The organism is Streptomyces sp. NPDC085927, assembly GCF_044540975.1.
GTDB classification, from domain to species: domain Bacteria; phylum Actinomycetota; class Actinomycetes; order Streptomycetales; family Streptomycetaceae; genus Streptomyces; species Streptomyces hirsutus.
The window spans coordinates 572,164-588,586 of record NZ_JBITSN010000001.1 but is presented as its reverse complement, the minus strand read 5'-3'; the positions used below and the strand labels follow the sequence as shown (position 1 = coordinate 588,586).

The 16,423-nt window shown below is 71.6% G+C and carries 13 protein-coding genes; all 13 read left to right on the top strand.

What is annotated here, in order from left to right; genetic code table 11:
- Positions 1-148: 148 nt before the first annotated feature.
- Entirely contained in the window at positions 149-1,477 is a 1,329-nt protein-coding gene (locus ACIF80_RS02700; RefSeq protein WP_399798464.1) for a DUF6716 putative glycosyltransferase, read from the top strand.
- A 62-nt stretch (positions 1,478-1,539) separates the two neighbouring features.
- On the top strand, positions 1,540-2,796 hold the full coding sequence (locus ACIF80_RS02695; protein ID WP_399798462.1) for a cytidylyltransferase domain-containing protein: 1,257 nt from the start codon (positions 1,540-1,542) through the stop codon (positions 2,794-2,796).
- Between the two features lie 13 nt (positions 2,797-2,809).
- The gene (locus ACIF80_RS02690) at positions 2,810-3,748 is read left to right on the top strand and encodes an N-acetylneuraminate synthase family protein (RefSeq protein ID WP_399798460.1); all 939 of its coding nucleotides are present in this window, start codon (positions 2,810-2,812) and stop codon (positions 3,746-3,748) included.
- Positions 3,749-3,796: 48 nt separating this feature from the next.
- Entirely contained in the window at positions 3,797-4,870 is a 1,074-nt protein-coding gene (locus ACIF80_RS02685) for a hypothetical protein (protein WP_399798457.1), read from the top strand.
- A gap of 470 nt (positions 4,871-5,340) precedes the next feature.
- Complete coding sequence (locus ACIF80_RS02680) at positions 5,341-6,615, top strand: amidohydrolase (protein ID WP_399799397.1); 1,275 nt, start codon at positions 5,341-5,343, stop codon at positions 6,613-6,615.
- Positions 6,616-6,933: 318 nt separating this feature from the next.
- On the top strand, positions 6,934-7,989 hold the full coding sequence (locus ACIF80_RS02675; RefSeq protein WP_399798455.1) for a BMP family protein: 1,056 nt from the start codon (positions 6,934-6,936) through the stop codon (positions 7,987-7,989).
- Between the two features lie 174 nt (positions 7,990-8,163).
- The gene (locus ACIF80_RS02670) at positions 8,164-8,844 is read left to right on the top strand and encodes a class I SAM-dependent methyltransferase (RefSeq protein ID WP_399798453.1); all 681 of its coding nucleotides are present in this window, start codon (positions 8,164-8,166) and stop codon (positions 8,842-8,844) included.
- A gap of 300 nt (positions 8,845-9,144) precedes the next feature.
- The gene (locus ACIF80_RS02665) at positions 9,145-10,194 is read left to right on the top strand and encodes a BMP family protein (RefSeq protein WP_399798451.1); all 1,050 of its coding nucleotides are present in this window, start codon (positions 9,145-9,147) and stop codon (positions 10,192-10,194) included.
- Between the two features lie 270 nt (positions 10,195-10,464).
- Positions 10,465-12,075, top strand: coding sequence for an ABC transporter ATP-binding protein (locus ACIF80_RS02660; RefSeq protein WP_399798449.1), 1,611 nt, complete (start codon positions 10,465-10,467; stop codon positions 12,073-12,075).
- A complete protein-coding gene (locus tag ACIF80_RS02655; RefSeq protein WP_399798446.1) occupies positions 12,075-13,199 on the top strand; it encodes an ABC transporter permease in 1,125 nt (374 codons plus the stop codon). Before ACIF80_RS02660 ends, ACIF80_RS02655 begins: the two co-directional genes overlap by 1 nt.
- Complete coding sequence (locus tag ACIF80_RS02650; RefSeq protein ID WP_399798444.1) at positions 13,196-14,470, top strand: ABC transporter permease; 1,275 nt, start codon at positions 13,196-13,198, stop codon at positions 14,468-14,470. The genes ACIF80_RS02655 and ACIF80_RS02650 overlap by 4 nt, the downstream gene beginning before the upstream one ends.
- Complete coding sequence (locus tag ACIF80_RS02645; RefSeq protein ID WP_399798442.1) at positions 14,467-14,880, top strand: cytidine deaminase; 414 nt, start codon at positions 14,467-14,469, stop codon at positions 14,878-14,880. Before ACIF80_RS02650 ends, ACIF80_RS02645 begins: the two co-directional genes overlap by 4 nt.
- A gap of 144 nt (positions 14,881-15,024) precedes the next feature.
- A complete protein-coding gene (locus ACIF80_RS02640; RefSeq protein WP_399799394.1) occupies positions 15,025-16,302 on the top strand; it encodes a thymidine phosphorylase in 1,278 nt (425 codons plus the stop codon).
- The last annotated feature ends 121 nt before the right edge of the window (positions 16,303-16,423 follow it).

The window sequence follows — 16,423 nt, the reverse complement described above, 5'->3', positions numbered from 1 at the left end:
TACGGGGTGAACGACGCGTGGCGAAGCAGTGAAGCGAATATTTTTCCGGAGGGCGGGCAGGCCGATTCCCCATTCGGCGATCTGTTGTTAACCATTTGTTGGATTCGGGTTGGGCCGCTCCTGGAAATTGCTTCCTAACGTCTTCGTTGTGCCAGCAAGTGCAACGAAGTCCCTGCGAGTCGCCGTTCTCGCGGATTCCGACACCCGGTGGAAATGGGGCGCGCTCACCGCGAACCGTATCGCCCCGGAGAATTCGGACATCCGTCTGGACGGTTATCTCCTGCGGGGCCGTGCGACTCCCACCGCCCGTCAGCTCGACGAGGTCGGCGTCCAGGCGGACGCCCTCCACGAGGTGACCGCGGTCCAGTTCCTGCACGCCATGCGCGAGGAGTCGTACGACATCCTGGTCCTCGCCCTGGTCGGCGGCGGGGTGCAGGCGATGCTGCACGGGCTCGGGCGCGTCTGGGCGGACGCCGCGGCCGGCCGGGCGAAGCGGCCCGTCGTCGTCACCGGATACGTCGGAGTCGTCTACGAGAAGCTCGCCGACGGCCTGCTGCTGCGCCACGGGGCCGACCTCGTCCTCGCCAACTCCCGTCAGGACGCGGACCGTTTCCGCGCCGTGTACGAAGGCGTGGGCGCCGACGCCGGCTCGGTGACGGAGGTCGCGCTGCCGTTCCTCGGCGGAGCCGCCTACACCGGAGAGCACGACCCCCGCACGGTCGTCTTCGCCGCCCAGCCCTCCGTGCCGGAGAACCGCCGGGACCGTACCTACCTGCTGAACCGGCTGGTCGAGCACGCCCGCCGGCACCCCGAGCGCGAGGTACTGCTCAAGCTGCGCTCCAAGCCGGGCGAGCACACCACGCACATCGAGGAACTGCCGTACCAGAAACTGGTCCAGCGCCTCGACCCGCCGGCCAACTTCCGCCTGGTGTACGGGCACATGGGCGAGGTCCTGGACCGCACCGACCTGCTGGTCACGGTGAGTTCCACGGCCGCCCTGGAGTCCCTGCACCGCCGCATCCCGACCGCGGTCCTCACCGACCTCGGCGTACGCGAGGCGCTCGGCAACCACCACTTCGTCGGCTCCGGCTGCCTCGCCTCCTGGGACCAGCTCGACGCCGGCCACCGGCCCGTGCCGGACGAGGAATGGGTGTCCCGGCAGGGCGTGGCCGCCGGGGGCGAGTCGTACGACAGGGCCTTCGACGCCGCCCGGGAACGCATCGCCAAGCTGCTCGACCGCCCCGGCGGCCTGCCCCTGCCGGCCCCGTACTACACGCCCGTCACCGCGCCCGGCTACCTGCCCGGCCTGCTCGCCCGCCACCACCTCGGCCCGGACGGCACCCCGCTGCCCGGCACCCCCGCCGCCGGCAAGGAGCCCGGACCGGTCCGGCAGATCGTGCGCCGCGCGGCGCGCGGCGCCTACCGCCACGGCGTCCAGCGGGTGGCCCCGGTGATCCGCCGGATGGGCGAGCTGTGAGCGCCCCTCTTCCGGCCGGCCGAGGCCGCCTCCCCTCCTGTCCAGCTCAAGGAGCTGATCCCATGTCCTCACCGCAAGCGGGCCGGGGCACCTCGGTGCGCCGGGTGCTCGCCGTGATCCCCGCGCGCGGCGGCTCCAAGGGCGTGCCCGCGAAGAACCTCGCCCCGGTCGGCGGCGCACCCCTGGTGACCCGCGCCGTCCGCGAGTGCCGCGCCGCACGCCAGGTCACGGACGTCGTGGTCTCCACCGACGACCAGGCCATCGCGGCCGCCGCCCGGCAGGCCGGCGCGGAGATCGTGATGCGCCCCGCCGCCATCGCGGGCGACCTCGCCACCTCGGAGGCGGCCGTCCTGCACGCCATGGACGCCCACGAGGCGCTGCACGGCGACCGGGTGGACGTCGTCCTGCTGGTCCAGTGCACCAGCCCCTTCCTGATCCGCGAGGACATCGACGGCGTGGCCGGCGCGGTCGCCGAGCAGGGCGCCGACACGGCCGTGACCGTCGCCCCGTTCCACGGCTTCGTCTGGCGGGACGCGACCGGCGAGGAGCCGGCCGTCCCTCAGGGAGACGGCGGCAGCGGCGGCTTCGGCGTCAACCACGACAAGTCCTTCCGCCCCCGCCGCCAGGACCGCCCCCAGGACCTCCTGGAGACCGGCGCCGCCTACGCCATGGACGCGACCGGCTTCCGCGAGCACCGGCACCGCTTCTTCGGCCGCACCGAACTCGTGCGCACCGACCCCGCCCGCGTGCTGGAGATCGACGACCCGCACGACCTCGCCCGCGCCCGCGCCCTCGCCCCGCTCTTCGACGCGGCCAGGCCCGGCGCCCTCCCGACCGCCGACGACATCGACGCGGTCGTCCTCGACTTCGACGGCACCCAGACCGACGACAGGGTGCTGATCGACGCCGCCGGACAGGAATTCGTCTCCGTGCACCGCGGAGACGGACTCGGCATCGCCGCCCTGCGCAGGAGCGGACTGAAGATGCTCGTCCTGTCCACGGAACAGAACACGGTCGTCGCCGCCCGCGCACGCAAGCTCAAGATCCCCGTGCTGCACGGCATCGACCGCAAGGACCTCGCCCTGAAGCAGTGGTGCGAGGAACAGGGCATCGCGCCCGAGCGCGTGCTCTACGTCGGCAACGACGTCAATGACCTCCCGTGCTTCGCCCTCGTGGGCTGGCCCGTGGCGGTCGCGAGCGCCCACGACGTCGTACGCGGCGCCGCACGCGCGGTCACCACCGTCCCCGGTGGCGACGGCGCGATCCGGGAGATCGCCAGCTGGATCCTCGGCCCCTCTCTCGATTCCCTCCCCAAGTAAGGAAGCACCGGTCATGAGCACCAACTCCCGCATCCGCACTCTCGGTTCCCGCGAAGCCGGCCCCGGCCGCCCGGTGTACGTCACCGGCGAGATCGGCATCAACCACAACGGCGACATCGAGAACGCGTTCAAGCTGATCGACGCCGCCGCCGAAGCCGGCTGCGACGCCGTCAAGTTCCAGAAGCGCACCCCCGAGATCTGCACCCCGCGCGACCAGTGGGACATCGAGCGCGACACCCCCTGGGGCCGGATGACGTACATCGACTACCGCCACCGCGTGGAGTTCGGCGAGGAGGAGTACCGCCAGATCGACGCCTACTGCACGAAGAGGGGCATCGACTGGTTCGCCTCCCCGTGGGACACCGAGGCCGTCGCCTTCCTGGAGAAGTTCGACGTCCCCGCCCACAAGGTGGCCTCCGCCTCCCTCACGGACGACGAGCTGCTGCGCTCCCTGCGCGCCACCGGCCGCACGATCATCCTCTCCACCGGCATGTCCACCCCGAAGCAGATCCGCCACGCGGTCGAGGTGCTCGGCAGCGACAACATCCTGCTCTGCCACGCGACGTCCACCTACCCGGCCAAGGCCGGGGAGCTGAACCTCCGCGTGATCAACACCCTCCAGCAGGAGTACCCGAACGTCCCGATCGGCTACTCCGGCCACGAGACCGGCCTGCAGACCACGCTCGCCGCCGTCGCCCTCGGCGCCGCCTTCGTCGAGCGCCACATCACCCTCGACCGCGCCATGTGGGGCTCCGACCAGGCCGCGTCCGTCGAGCCGCAGGGCCTCACCCGCCTGGTCCGCGACATCCGCACCATCGAGGAGTCCCTCGGTGACGGCGTCAAGAAGGTCTACGAGTCCGAGCTGGGCCCGATGAAGAAGCTGCGCCGGGTCCCCGGTGCCGTCGCCGAGGCGGAGATCGCCGCGGCCGCCGGCGAGCCGCTGACCGTCTGACCCTCCTCCAGCCCACCCTCCCCTGACGACGGGAACGGTCGTACGTCGATGAGCCCCCGCGCCGGGACCGCCGGCTCCCACACTCTCGCCTTCGTCGAGAGCCCGGTACAACTGCTGAACGTGCTGGAGTGGGCGCACGCGCATGCGCCCGGCGTGGGGCTCACCCTCGTGGTGCTGTCCCCCGTCGACCCCATGACACGCGGTCAGTTGCGCCGCATGTCCGAACTCGCCCGCGAAGAGGGCCACGAGGTCCGCTGGGAGGAGGCGCGCGGCGGAGCCGGCGCACCCTTCCAGACCGTCGCCGGCCTGGCCGGCCCGCTGCGCCGCGCCTCCCGGGTCGTCCTCGGCGACCCCTTCTCGCGGTACGTGCAGCTCATGCTGGCGATCACCCGCGCCCGAGACCTCGTCGTCGTCGACGACGGCACGGCGACCATGGAGTTCGTCGGCCAGCTCGCGCGCGGCGAACGCCTGGTCCGCTGGCACCGCAAGGGCGGCCGCCGCGGCCCCCGCGACCTGCTCCTCGCCCCGGTCTCCGGCGTCGCCCGGCGCAGGCTCACCCCGGGCGGCCGGCGCCGGGTGGAGGTCTTCTCCTCGATGCCGGTCGGCGACATCCCGGCCGGAGTCACCGTCAACGCCCACTCCTTCGCCTGGACCCGGCAGCGGTTCGGTCCGCCCCGCATCACCAGGACCGCCGACATGGTGGGCACGTCCCTGGTGGAGACCGGAGTGGTGGACGCCGACGCCTACGTCGAGGCCGTCCGCTCCCTCACCAAGGCCCACGGCGCGACCCGCTACTTCGCCCACCGCCGCGAGAGCACCGAGAAACTCCACCGGCTCGCGGTCGAGACGGGCCTGGAGATCGTCCGCCCCGAACTCCCCCTGGAACTGATCGCCCGCCGGGGCCCCATCGGCCGCACGGTCCTCAGCTTCCCGTCGACCGTCGTCCACACCCTCCCCCTGGCCCTGTCCGGCACGGAGGTCCGCGTCGCGGTCTGCGACATCGATCCGGCCTGGCTCACCGAGAACGCCTCCCCGCGCGCCCAGGGCTTCCTGTCCGACGTGACCGGCACGGCACGGGACGCACACCGCCTGGCGGCGGTGTCGGTGGCGCCGGCGGTGTGAGGAGCCGGGACACCCGACCGCACGCGGCGTGCGGTCGGGCGCACTGCTCCAGTGGTCATGCCGCCGGTCCGGCACGCACCGCTCCGGCGGGCCGGCGCACACGGCCCCGCACCCCATCGGCGCAACCCGGAGTGCCGGAGGTGCTTTCACCCGTGCGCGTGGACGGCGACCGCGCACCCGTGGACAGAGCGGGCCGCCGTGTCCGACAGGCGAACCGGTCCGCGTGGCTCGAGCGATGCGTGGTACACCGAGAAGAGGTGGAGTGCGGTGCCGGAGGCGGCCGCTGCGAGCGGTGCGCCTTCCGGCAGTCTGTGTGGGCTCGTCCGCATACGAGGGCGGCGAGTTTACCCATCACAGAGCACGGCTAAGCGTGGGACTGCCGGGTTTTCTTCCGCTGACAGGCTGATTTTTCTTGATCAGGGGTCGGTCGGGGGCCCCGGCGTCCTACTCTTCAAAGGGTGAAGCAACTGATGTCACTGGAGTCCAAGGAGTCCGAGGTCGATCTGGTCGGAGGGGCGGTGCTTCCGGGTACGCTCCCCGAGGTCCTGCGCGCCGAGCTCGTCGCCTTCCGACGCGACCTGCACATGCACCCCGAGCTGGGCAACCAGGAGTTCCGTACGACCGCCGCGATCAAAGAGCGGCTGGAGCGGGCCGGCCTCGCCCCGCGCGTACTCTCCGGCGGGACCGGCGTCATCTGTGACATCGGGGTGATGGACGGCACGCCGGCCGGCACCGGCCCGGACACCGGCACCGGAGCGGCCCCCGGCACCGGCGTGCTCGCCCTGCGGGCCGACATCGACGGGCTGCCCATCCCCGACATGAAGAGCGAGTGCCCGTACCGCTCCACCGTGCCCGACCGCGCGCACGCCTGCGGCCACGACGTGCACACCACCGTCGTGCTGGGCACCGGGCTCGTCCTCGCCGAACTTCACCGCCAGGGCCTGCTGCCCCGGCCGGTGCGGCTGATCTTCCAGCCCGCCGAGGAGGTGCTGCCCGGCGGCGCCGCCGACGCCATCCTGGACGGCGCGCTCGACGGGGTCGGGCGGATCGTCGCCGTGCACTGCGACCCCCGGGTCGACGCCGGGAGGATCGGACTGGGCGAGGGCCCCATCACCTCCGCCTGCGACCGTCTCGAGATCGCCCTCGACGGGCCCGGCGGCCACACCGCCCGCCCGCATCTGACCACCGACCTGGTCACCGCCGCCGCCCGGGTCGTCACCGACGTGCCCGCTCTGGTGGGCCGGCGGGTCGACAGCCGCAGCGGGCTCGCCGTCACCTGGGGCAGGGTCGAGTCCGGTCACGCGCCCAACGTCATCCCGCAGCACGCCGAGCTCTCCGGCACCGTGCGCTGCCTGGACCTGGAGACCTGGCGGCTGGCCCCGGACATCGTGGTCGCCGCCATCGACGAGGTGGCCAACCTGCACCGCGCCAAGTCGGAGATCAACTACGTGCGCGGGGTCCCGCCGGTCGTCAACGAGGCCGGCGTCACCGAACTCCTGCGGGACGCCATGATCGCCCGGCGCGGCGCGGAGTCCGTGGAGAACACCGAACAGAGCCTCGGCGGCGAGGACTTCTCCTGGTACCTGGAGCACGTCCCCGGCGCCATGGCCCGACTCGGGGTCCGCCCTCCGGGCGAGCGCACCATCCGCGACCTGCACCAGGGCGACTTCGACGTCGACGAGCACGCCATCACCGTGGGCGTCGAACTGTTCACCGCCGCCGCCCTCCTGGACGCCCTGCGCTGAGCGGGCGGGGCCGGCCGGTCGCCTCGTCGACCACCGGACCCCTTTGCCCCGCCGCCCCTCCACCCCCTCTGCCCCGCCCCGTCCCTCCACTTGCGTCCCGGGCGGGGGAGGGGGAGCGTGGGGCGCGTGGAGCCCAGCCGCACACCGTTCCGGTCGCCCCTTTCCACCCCTTCGATCCTCTGCTTTACCAGGGTGTAACCGGCCATCGGCACGAATGGATAACGGCCCCGCTGTACCCCGTTCCCAGGAGTGTCTACGCGCGTTAATGTCGCCGAACCGAGCGCCCGCTGCGGGGCTTTGGAGAATGGGGAGCGTCAGATGCGTCGGATATCCAGACTGACTCGCGTCGCGGTGGGGGTCGCGTCGCTCGCACTCGCCGCCACGGCCTGCGGCGGTACCAGCAGCGAGGGCGGGAGCGGCGGAAAGAGCTCCGCGAAGGGCGACCTCGGTCTCGCCATCGCCTACGACATCGGCGGCAAGGGCGACCAGTCCTTCAACGACGCCGCGTACGCGGGGCTCCAGAAGGCCGAGAAGGAGTTCGGCTACAAGACCGCCGACGTCGAGCCCACCGAGGGCGAGACCGACGCGGACAAGGAGCAGCGCCTCTCGACGCTCGCCAGGCAGGGCTACAACCCCGTCATCGGTGTCGGCTTCGCCTACGGCCCGGCGATGACGGCCGTGGCCGAGAAGTACCCGGACACCACCTTCGGCATCGTCGACTCCGTGGTCGAGGGCAAGAACGTCGCCTCCCTCGTCTTCGCCGAGGAGCAGGCGTCCTACCTCGCCGGCGTCGCCGCCGCCAAGGCCACCAAGACGAACACGGTCGGCTTCATCGGCGGTGTCGACATCCCGCTGATCCACAAGTTCGAGGCCGGCTTCGAGCAGGGCGTGAAGGCGACCGACCCGAAGGTCAAGGTCATCCCGCAGTACCTGACGCAGACGGCGGAGGAGGGCGGCTTCTCCAGCCCCGACAAGGGCAAGGCCGCCGCCGAGGGCCAGATCGAGAAGAAGGCCGACGTCGTCTACCAGGCGGCCGGTCTCTCGGGCCAGGGCGTGATCGAGGCCGCCGCCAAGGCGAAGGTCTGGGCGATCGGCGTCGACTCCGACCAGTACCAGCAGGAAGCCCTCGCCGGCTACAAGGACTTCATCCTCACCTCCGCCCTCAAGGACGTCGGCGGCTCGGTGTACGCGCTGGCCAAGTCCGTCAAGGACGACAAGCCGCTGACCGGCACCCAGGTCTTCGACCTGAAGGTGGACGGCGTCGGCCTCTCCGACAGCAACCCGAAGATGGCCGAGATCGAGGGCCTGACGGACGCCGTGGCCAAGGCCAAGGAAGGCATCATCGACGGCTCCATCACCGTCAAGACGGAGTAGCGCGACAGCGCGACAGAGAAGCACCGCGGTACCGCGGTACCGCGGTACCGCAGTGACGAAGCCGGGCGGGCACCTCAGTGGGTGCCCGCCCGGCTTGTGTGCCCCGGGGCCGCCGTTTTGCCGGACCGGCAACAGGAGTGGCGTGTCCGGGACACGTCGGGCGACGGTGGGCCGATGAACGACGACATCGCAGCAGGACCGCCCGCGTCCGACACCTCCTTCCCTGCCGGCGGATACGCCGGAGACCCCGCGGTGAGGGCGGAGTGGGACAACCGGTATGCCGACCGACAGCAGCTGTGGAGCGGCCGGCCCAACGGCGCGCTGGTGGCCGAGGCCGCCGGGCTCACCCCCGGGCGGGTGCTCGACGTCGGTTGCGGCGAGGGCGCGGACGCCCTCTGGCTCGCACGCCGCGGCTGGGACGTGACCGCGCTCGAGGTCTCGGGCGTGGCGCTGGAACGGGCGGCCGGGCACGCACGGGACGCCGGCCTCGCCGTTCGCTGGGTGCACGCCTCACTGACGGAGGCGGCCCTCCCGCCGGCCTCCTTCGACCTGGTCTCCGCGCAGTACCCCGCCCTGTTGCGCACCCCCGACGCCGCAGCCGAGCGAGCGCTGCTCGCGGCCGTCGTGCCCGGCGGAGTGCTGCTGCTCGTACACCACGCGGGGATGCACACCCGGCAGGAGAACGAGAGCGGCTTCGACCCGGCCGACTACGTCTGGCCCTCGATGGTCGCCGCTCTGCTCGACGAGGACTGGGAGGTGGAGGTGGACGAGCAGCGGCCCCGCGTGGCACCCGACGGCGGCGCAGGCGCGCACCACACCGACGACCTGGTGCTGCGCGCGCGCCGGCTGCGCTGAGCCCCCTTTGGCTGCGGCGGACCCGGCGACCCGGGCCGATGCCCGGCGCGCGTCGGCCGGCGAGCACCGTGCCGGATGTCACGGTGCTTGTCACCTCACGCCGCACATCGCCCGAATGTCACCGTGTGCCACGATCCGTTTGCGACAGGCAACGGTGTACCTGCGGTAGGGAGCGGGTAGGGCACGGCCGCATAACAAGGTGGACAGAAAGGGTTTCCAGGGTGGTCTACGCGCGTTAATCTGCGGCGAAGCCAGCGCCGTCCCCCGATCTTCCGGCGCTTGTCCTAAGGAGCACCACACATGCGCCGGATTTCCCGGATCACGGTCGCAGGCGCAGCGACCGCCTCCCTGGCCCTCGCGCTCGCCGCCTGCGGTGGCACCTCGACCTCCTCCAGCTCGTCCGAGTCCGCCGAGGACAAGGGTCTGGCCATCGCGTACGACGTCGGCGGCAGGGGCGACCAGTCCTTCAACGACGCCGCGTACGCGGGCCTGAAGCAGGCGGAGAAGGAGTTCGGCTACAAGACCGCCGACGTCGAGCCCACCGACGGCGAGACCGACGCGGACAAGGAGCAGCGCCTGGCCTCGCTGGCGAAGCAGGGTTACGACCCGGTCATCGGTGTCGGCTACGCCTACGCCGCCGCCGTGAAGGGCGCCGCCGAGAAGTACCCGGACACCACCTTCGGCATCGTCGACGACTCCACGGTCGAGATGGACAACGTGGCCGACCTGGTCTTCTCCGAGGAGGAGGCCTCCTACCTGGCCGGCGTCGCCGCCGCCGAGACCACCAAGACCGACGTCGTGGGCTTCATCGGCGGTGTGGACATCCCGCTGATCCACAAGTTCCGGGCCGGCTTCGAGCAGGGCGTCGAGGACACCGACCCGGACGTCAAGGTCGTCTCGCAGTTCCTGACGCAGACGGCGGAGGAGGGCGGCTTCTCCAGCCCCGACAAGGGCAAGGCCGCCGCCGAGGGCCAGATCGAGAAGAAGGCCGACGTCATCTACACGGCGGCCGGTCTGTCCGGTCAGGGTGCCATCGAGGCCGCGTCCGCCAACAAGGTCTGGGCGATCGGTGTGGACTCCGACCAGTACGCGCAGGAAGCCCTGGCGAAGTACAAGGCCTCGATCCTCACCTCCGCGACGAAGGACGTCGCCAAGTCGGTGTACAAGCTGGCACAGTCGGTCGAGGACAAGTCCCCCCGCACCGGTGTCCTCAGGGGCGACCTGGCGTCGGGCGAGGTCGGCCTCTCGAACTCCAACCCCGTGTTCGCGGACAACGCGAAGCTCCAGGACGTCATCGAGACGGCCAAGAAGAAGATCATCAGCGGCGACATCAAGGTCCAGTCGAGCTGAGCCCGGCAGGACCTTTCGTTCGAATCGGGCGGGCCCGCGGGCCCGGCACGATCCGTGGGGAAGGTCCTGCTCCTGAACAGCGTGTAACCCGTGGGGTTGCGGCCGCTCGACGGGGTGCGGGGGAGTAGGCTCCCCCGCACCCCGTCGAGCCGGGTGTGCGACCCCGTTCGATGCCGTAGGGGCGCTACGCGCGTAGACGACCCCCGTCCCCAGGAGTGCGCCATCAACGCGTCCAGCAGCCCTCCGGCCGGAGCGGCGGTCAACGAATCGGTGACCGCCGTCGAGCTCGCCGGGATCACGAAGCGTTTCCCCGGCGTCGTGGCCAACCACGACATCCACCTCACGGTCCGCAAGGGCACCGTGCACGCCCTCGTCGGTGAGAACGGCGCCGGCAAGTCGACGCTGATGAAGATCCTCTACGGCATGCAGAAGCCGGACGAGGGCACCATCGCGATCCACGGCGAGACGGTCTCCTTCTCCTCGCCGGCCGACGCCATCGTCCGCGGCATCGGCATGGTCCACCAGCACTTCATGCTCGCCGACAACCTCACGGTCCTCGAGAACGTGGTGCTCGGCAGCGAGAAGCTGTACGGCATCGGCGCCAAGGCCCGCCGCAAGATCAAGGAACTCTCCGACCGCTACGGCCTCGGCGTACGCCCCGACCTGCTGGTCGAGGAACTCGGTGTCGCCGCCCGCCAGCGCGTGGAGATCCTCAAGGTCCTCTACCGCGGCGCCACCACGCTGATCCTCGACGAGCCCACCGCCGTCCTCGTCCCGCAGGAGGTCGACGCGCTCTTCGACAACCTGCGCGAGCTCAAGGCGGAGGGCCTGTCGGTCATCTTCATCTCCCACAAGCTGGGCGAGGTCCTCTCGGTCGCCGACGACATCACCGTCATCCGCCGGGGCACCACCGTGGGCACCGCCGTTCCCGCCGAGACCACCCCGCGCCGGCTCGCCGAGATGATGGTCGGCAGCGAACTGCCCACCCCGGAGACCGCCGAGTCCACGGTCACCGACCGCGCGGTCCTCACCGTCGACAAGCTGCGCTTGGCGGCCCCCGGCGGCAAGGCCCTGCTCGACGACATCAGCTTCACCATCCACGCGGGCGAGGTCCTGGGCATCGCCGGCGTCGAGGGCAACGGCCAGACCGAACTGGTCGACGCGCTCATCGGTCTGCGGGCCGCCGACTCCGGCACCGTCCGGCTGGCCGACGAGGAGATCACCGGCTGGGCCACCCGCAAGCGCCGTGAGGAGGGCATCGGGTACATCCCCGAGGACCGCCACCGCCACGGCCTGCTCCTGGAAGCACCCCTCTGGGAGAACCGCATCCTCGGCCACGTCACCGAGAAGCCCAACGCCAAGGGCTTCTGGCTGGACCCGAAGGCGGCCCAGGAGGACACCCGGCGCATCGTCCAGAAGTACGACGTGCGCACCCCCGGCATCGACGTCACCGCCGCTTCCCTGTCCGGCGGCAACCAGCAGAAGCTGATCGTCGGCCGGGAGATGAGCCACCGGCCCCGCTTCCTGATCGCCTCCCACCCCACCCGCGGTGTGGACGTCGGCGCGCAGGCCGCGATCTGGGACCACATCCGCCAGGCGCGCCGCGAGGGCCTCGCCGTCCTGCTGATCTCCGCCGACCTGGACGAGCTGATCGGCCTGTCCGACACCCTCCGGGTGATCTACGACGGCAGGCTCGTCGCGGACGCCGACCCCGCCACCGTCACCCCGGAGGAGCTCGGTACCGCCATGACCGGTGCCGCCACCGGCCACCTCGAACACGAAGAGACCCCCGAGACCCCGGCCGGCCCCCGGAAGACCGGGGCCGATGCCCCCGGCACCACGGCCGACGCCCCCGAGTCTCCGGAAGACGAGGCCCGCTGATGAAGAAGTTCGACAAGGAGCGCGTGCTCCTCGCAGTGGCCGGACCGGTCATCGCGCTCGCCGTGGCCTTCGCCCTGAGCGCGATCGTGCTGCTCGCCTCGGGCAAGAACCCCGTCGAGCCGTTCGCCCTGATGTTCGAGCAGGCGACGTTCTCCGACGTCCAGGTCCTGATCGTCAACCAGGCCTCGATGTACTACATCGCGGCTCTCGCGGTGGCCATCGGCTTCCGGATGAACCTCTTCAACATCGGGGTCGACGGCCAGTACCAGCTCGGCGCCATCATGGCCGCCGTCGTCGGCGCCCACATGAACCTGCCGGCCGTGCTGCAGATCCCGCTGCTGCTCCTCACCGCCGTGTTCACCGGCGCCTTCTGGGCCGGCATCGCCGGAGTCCTCAAGGTCACCCGCGGGGTCAGCGAGGTCGTCGCGACGATCATGCTCAACGCGATCGCCACGTCCCTCATCGTCTACATGTGGAAGCCGGACGTCTTCGGCGTCAAGATCGGCAACAACAGCACCACCGGCGAGATGTACGAGTCCGGCTGGGTCCCCGGCATCGACATGGGCGAGGCCGGTGAGATCTACGGTCTGCTCGTCCTCGCCGTGCTGCTCGGCATCGGCTACTGGGTCGTCCTGAACCGCACCCGCTTCGGCTTCGACCTGCGCGCCTCCGGCGCCTCCACGACCGCCGCCGCGGCCAGCGGGGTCAACCCCAAGCGCATGGTGCTCACCGCCATGCTGATCTCCGGCGGTCTCGCCGGTCTCGCGGGCCTGCCGATCCTGCTCGGTGACTCCCACACGTACAACCTGAACTTCCCCACCGGTATCGGCTTCCTCGGCATCGGCATCGCCCTGCTCGGCCGCAACAGCCCCGTCGGCATCGCCTTCGCCGCCCTGCTGTGGGCCTGGCTCGACAAGGCCTCTCCCGAGCTGGACTTCCACGGCTACGACAAGGAGATCGCGGTCATCATGCAGGGCCTGATCGTCCTCTCGGTCGTCGTCTCCTACGAGGCCGTCCGCGAGTGGGGCCTGCGCCGTCAGCAGCGCCGGGTCGGCGCGGAACTCGCCGCGGGTCACGTCCTCGGCGCCGACAACAACACCACGAAGGAGGTGGCTGGCCGATGACCGCCCCGACCACAGCGACCGACGTCAACCAGCCCTCGCTGCAGCCTGCGGCGCCCACCGGCCGCCGCATGTCGTGGCCCGTGCTGCTGCTGGTCATCGCCGGCGCCCTGGCCCTGGTCTCGATCGTCCGCCTCATCACCGGCGCGGACGGCATCACCAACGTCAGCCAGATGTCCACCGCCCTCCAGCTCGCCGTCCCCATCGGCCTCGCCGGACTCGGCGGCCTGTGGGCCGAGCGCGCGGGCGTCGTCAACATCGGCCTCGAGGGCATGCTGATCCTCGGCACCTGGTTCGGCGCCTGGGCCGGATTCCAGTGGGGCCCGTGGACCGGCGTCCTGGTCGGCATCATCGGCGGCTGCCTCGGCGGCCTGCTGCACGCCGTCGTCACCGTCACCTTCCGCGTCAACCACATCGTCTCCGGTGTGGCCATCAACATCCTCGCCCTCGGCGCCACCCGCTACCTCGCCCCGCTGGCCTTCGAAGGCCACCAGGGCGGCTCCGCCAAGCAGTCCCCGGCGGTCGAACCGCTCGGCCACTTCACCGTGCCGGGGCTGTCCGACGCGCTGCGGGACCTCAACGCCAAGGGCTGGTTCTTCGTCTCCGACATCGCGGGCCTGCTCGGCGGCCTGGTCACCAACGTCTCCTGGCTGACCCTCATCGCCGTCGCCCTCATCCCCGCGACCTGGTGGATCCTCTGGCGCACCGCCTTCGGCCTGCGCCTGCGCTCCTGCGGCGAGAACCCCGTCGCCGCCGAGTCCCTCGGCGTCAACGTCTACAAGTACAAGTACCTCGCCGTGATCATCTCCGGCGGTCTGGCCGGCCTCGGCGGCGCCTTCCTCTCCATCGTCGCCAACCCCTTCTACCTGGAGGGCCAGGTCAGCGGGCGCGGCTACATCGGCCTCGCCGCGATGATCTTCGGCAACTGGATGCCGGGCGGCCTCGCCATCGGCGCCGGACTCTTCGGCTACACCGACAGCCTCAACCTGCGCGGCGGCTCCACCAACGTGCACGCCCTGCTGCTGCTCGGCGCGCTGCTGCTGCTCGTCGGCGCGATCTGGCTGGCGATCCGCAAGAAGTACGTGCAGGCGGTCATCACCCTGGTCGTCGGCGCGCTCGTCTTCGCCTGGTACGCCGGCACCAACGAGGTCCCCAACCAGGTCGTCGCCGCCACGCCGTACGTCATCACCCTGGTGGTCCTGGCCCTGTCCGCGCAGCGGCTGCGCATGCCGAAGGCGGACGGACTCCCGTACCGGAAGGGACAGGGCGGATGACGCCTGCCCCGGCCGCCGCGGCGGACACCGACTGGGAGGCGCTGCGCTCGGTGGCGCGGGAGGCCATGTCCCACGCGTACGCCCCCTACTCGGGATACCCGGTCGGTGTCGCCGCCCTGGTCGACGACGGGCGCACGGTCTCCGGCTGCAACGTCGAGAACGCCAGCTACGGCCTCGGCCTGTGCGCCGAGTGCGGACTGGTCTCGGAGCTGCAGCGCACCGGAGGCGGCCGGCTCACGCACTTCACCTGCGTGGACGGCACGGGTGCGATCCTCGTCCCGTGCGGCCGCTGCCGGCAGCTGCTGTACGAGTTCGGCGGTCCCGGACTGCTCCTCGAAACCCCGTCGGGCGTCCTGCCGCTGTCGGCGATGCTGCCCCAGGCCTTCGGCCCGGAGCACCTCGCCGGGTAACCCCGTCACACCTCGCACCCCGCAGCACCCCGCAACCCGTCGTAGCTCCACCGCGGCCCCTCCGCGCGGCTCACTCCCGACCGGAGGGGCCGCGTCCCGAGGGGCCGCGCCCTTCGCACTCCGGAAGGAATGCCACCCATGGCCATGGACGTCATCTCCGTCATCCGCACCAAGCGGGACCGCGGCGAACTCAGCGACGAGCAGATCGACTGGGTCATCGACGCGTACACCCGCGGGGAGGTCGCCGACGAGCAGATGTCGGCCCTCGCGATGGCGATCCTCCTCAACGGCATGAACCGGAGCGAGATCGCCCGCTGGACCGCCGCCATGATCGCCTCCGGCGAGCGCATGGACTTCTCCTCGCTGTCGCGCCCCACCGCCGACAAGCACTCCACCGGGGGCGTCGGCGACAAGATCACCCTGCCGCTCGCCCCGCTGGTCGCGGCCTGCGGCGCGGCCGTCCCGCAGCTGTCCGGCAGGGGCCTCGGCCACACCGGCGGCACCCTCGACAAGCTGGAGGCGATCCCCGGCTGGCGCGCGCTGCTGTCCAACGAGGAGATGCTGTCCGTCCTGGACGGCGTCGGCGCCGTCGTCTGCGCGGCCGGCGACGGCCTCGCCCCCGCGGACAAGAAGCTCTACGCCCTGCGCGACGTGACCGGCACCGTCGAGGCGATCCCGCTGATCGCCTCCTCGATCATGTCGAAGAAGATCGCCGAGGGCACCGGCTCGCTCGTCCTGGACGTGAAGGTCGGCAGCGGCGCTTTCATGAAGACCCTGGCCGACGCCCGCGAGCTGGCCTCCACGATGGTCGGCCTCGGCACCGACCACGGCGTGCGGACCGTCGCCCTGCTCACCGACATGTCGACACCGCTCGGCCTCACCGCCGGCAACGCGCTCGAGGTCCGCGAGTCGGTGGAGGTCCTGGCGGGCGGCGGCCCGGCGGACGTCGTCGAGCTCACCCTCGCCCTGGCCCGCGAGATGCTCGACGCCGCCGGTCTGAAGGACGCCGACCCGGCGAAGGCCCTGGCCGACGGCTCCGCGATGGACGTCTGGCGCCGCATGATCGCGGCCCAGGGCGGCGACCCGGACGCCCCCCTGCCCACGGCGCGGGAACAGCACGTGGTGACGGCGTCCGCCTCCGGCGTCCTGACCCGCCTGGACGCCTACGACATCGGCGTCGCCGCCTGGCGCCTCGGCGCGGGCCGCGCCCGCAAGGAGGACCCGGTGCAGGCGGGCGCGGGCGTCGAACTGCACGCCAAGCCCGGCGACACCGTCACCGAGGGCCAGCCCCTCCTGACCCTGCACACGGACACCCCGGACCGCTTCGCGTACGCCCTCGACGCGGTGGCCGGCTCCTACGACATCGCGGCCCCCGGCACGCCCTTCACGGCGGCGCCGGTGGTGCGGGAACGCATCGCCTGAGCTGCGCACGCGGGGCGTGCCTCATCCGGATGAACGGGGCCGGTGGACCACCACCGGCCCCGTTCGGCATGCCGGGAGCGGTGGCGCACCGGCATCGACACCGCTGAACTCCCGGCACCTG